This window comes from Desulfovibrio piger ATCC 29098, assembly GCF_000156375.1.
Taxonomy (GTDB): Bacteria; Desulfobacterota; Desulfovibrionia; order Desulfovibrionales; family Desulfovibrionaceae; genus Desulfovibrio; species Desulfovibrio piger.
The window spans coordinates 22,611-24,969 of record NZ_DS996361.1 but is presented as its reverse complement, the minus strand read 5'-3'; the positions used below and the strand labels follow the sequence as shown (position 1 = coordinate 24,969).

Sequence of the window (2,359 nt, the reverse complement as noted above, 5' to 3'; positions counted from 1 at the left end):
GAATTTTCACGACGAAGTATTTCCGCGTCGCTGCTGTTCGGCTGTTTCGCTTTTATGATGACGGGACTGGGGGTCCCCGACACGACGCTGGCAGCAGACAAAGTCATCGACGGCGGGACGTACACACGCATGTCCGACGGTGATACCGGGGATCAGGCACGCTATACGTCCGACGGCAACCTGACCATCAACGGCGCGACCTTCAACACGCAAAACCCCGTCACGAGCTACACCGAGGCCGAGGGCATCGAGACCAGCCGTGACAACAGCCTCAAGCTGACCGACCCGTCAACCGGCGGCTTCATCTCGGACGAGGCCGCCCAGGCAAAGGGCCCTGACTATGTGACGGCCCTGGCCGCCGCCCGCAAGTCCGATGCGGCCTCCCGCATCGTCGGCCTGGACATCGCCGCGGGCAAGGATCTTACCATCAACAGCGGCACGTTCTCGCTTTCCGGTGCCAACGAAAAGCACTTCTCCGGTGAAAACATCACCATCAACGGCGGTACGTTCAACATGTCGGAAGCGTACACCACCTTCACGTCCGCCGGCGGCATCACCATCAACAATGGCGAGTTCAACCTCGTGGGCACCAAGGAATGGGCCCAGTACGACGTTACCCGTGACCGCTGGGTCCTGGGCACCCGCCTGACCTTCAATACCGGCGACGGCGACATCGTCCTCGGACGTGCCGGCGCTGCCGACGGCCCCGTCTTCAACATCAAGGACTCCCTGTTCATGGCCGTGCCCGCCGGTGCGGGCAGCATGGTCCTCAACAGCGGTGCCATCAATGTCGAAGGCACCTTCCGCTCCTCTCTGCTCCATGCCGGTACGGACCTGACCATGAACGGCGGCAGCCTGAGCGTGACCTCCACCCAGGAACTGTTCGACGATCCGGTGGAAGTCCAGTCCATGCTCACCGTGCCCAACCTCACCATCAACGGCGGCACCGTGGTCGTCCACAACGCCGACATCAATGGTGAAAATTCCATCACGCTCAACGGCGGCACCTATGCCCTGAGCGGTACCAGCGTCATCAACAGCAACGGCACCTATGGCGAAAAGCCCTCCGTGGACGGCAAGGGACGCCTGGACATCAACGGCGGCACCTTCGTCATGAGCGGCTCGACCCTGTTCCGGGGCAACACGGCCCTGAACATCACCGACGGCACCTTCGCGTATGAAGGGACCCCGAACGGCTCCCACGGTACCGTCAACGGCAATACCTTCAACATCCCCTACGGCTTCACCATGGAATCCGCAGGCAACCTTTCCGTCTCCGGTGGTAATTTCCTGCTGACCGGTCTGGACCGCAAGCGCTTCTCCGGACAGGACATCACCATCAGCGGCGGCAACTTCCAGCTCTCCAACGGCTATACGGAACTGTATGCCGACAACAAGCTGGAGATCACCGGCGGCAACATCTCCCTGACCGGTCAGGAAGGCTACTCCGTTTATGATGAAGTCCGCGGCAAGGAACTGCTGGGCACCCGTCTGACCCTCAGTGCCGGCGAAGGCGGCGTGGTCTTCGGCAACGCCAACGGCGGCCCGACCCTCACCGCGGTGGACGCCCTGGTCATGATGGCCCAGGACAAGGATCCCACCACCATCACTTTCAACAACGGTACGTATTCCATCATCGGCGTCACCCGTCTGGCCTCTCTGGATACCAACGCCAGCGACCTGATCATCAACGGCGGCACCTTCTATACGGACCATGCCGGTAACGGCTCCTCCGCCACCACCGTCATCAACGGCGGTACCTTCGAGACCGTCAACGGCGGTTACTGGGGCACGCGCGGCGGCGGTGACTTCAACATCAATGGCGGTACGTTCAGCTTTGACGGCACCTCCGGCATCAGCGCCAGCACCGGCGGCGGCAGCCTGAACATCAAGGGCGGCACCTTCGACTTCATGCCCGGCAGCTACCTGCAGGCCGCCAAGCCCGACGTCAAGTTCGACATGAACCTGGCGGGCGGTACCTTCAACATGGCCCTGGATCCCGAGACCGGCAAGGCCCTGCACATGGACGCCGGTACCGGTTCCCTGACCCTGGACCGCAATCTTGCCCTGCATGTCTCCAACGCCGCCACCCTGGCCGCCGGCACCTACACCGTGGCGGACTTCGCCGCCGCGACGAACGGCGTCAACCTGACGGAAAACGGCGTTGCCGCCAGCGGCGAGAACTGGACCAACGACCTGTTCGCCACCACCCATGTGCGCGGGGACGGCAACTCGGCCTCCCTGGTCGTCGATGTCAAGAACAAGACCGACGTCATCGCTTCCCTGCCCGGCAACCGCAACGTCCGCGCCAACGCCGCGGCGTTCGACCGCATCCTGAGCAATGCTGACGGCCAGACCG

The 2,359-nt window shown here is 63.0% G+C and carries 1 protein-coding gene; it reads left to right on the top strand.

Features of this window, described 5'->3' with window-relative positions:
- Positions 1 to 129: 129 nt before the first annotated feature.
- On the top strand, positions 130 to 2,359 hold a 2,230-nt coding region (locus DESPIG_RS11830), incomplete at its 3' end, for a carbohydrate-binding domain-containing protein (RefSeq protein WP_040370141.1).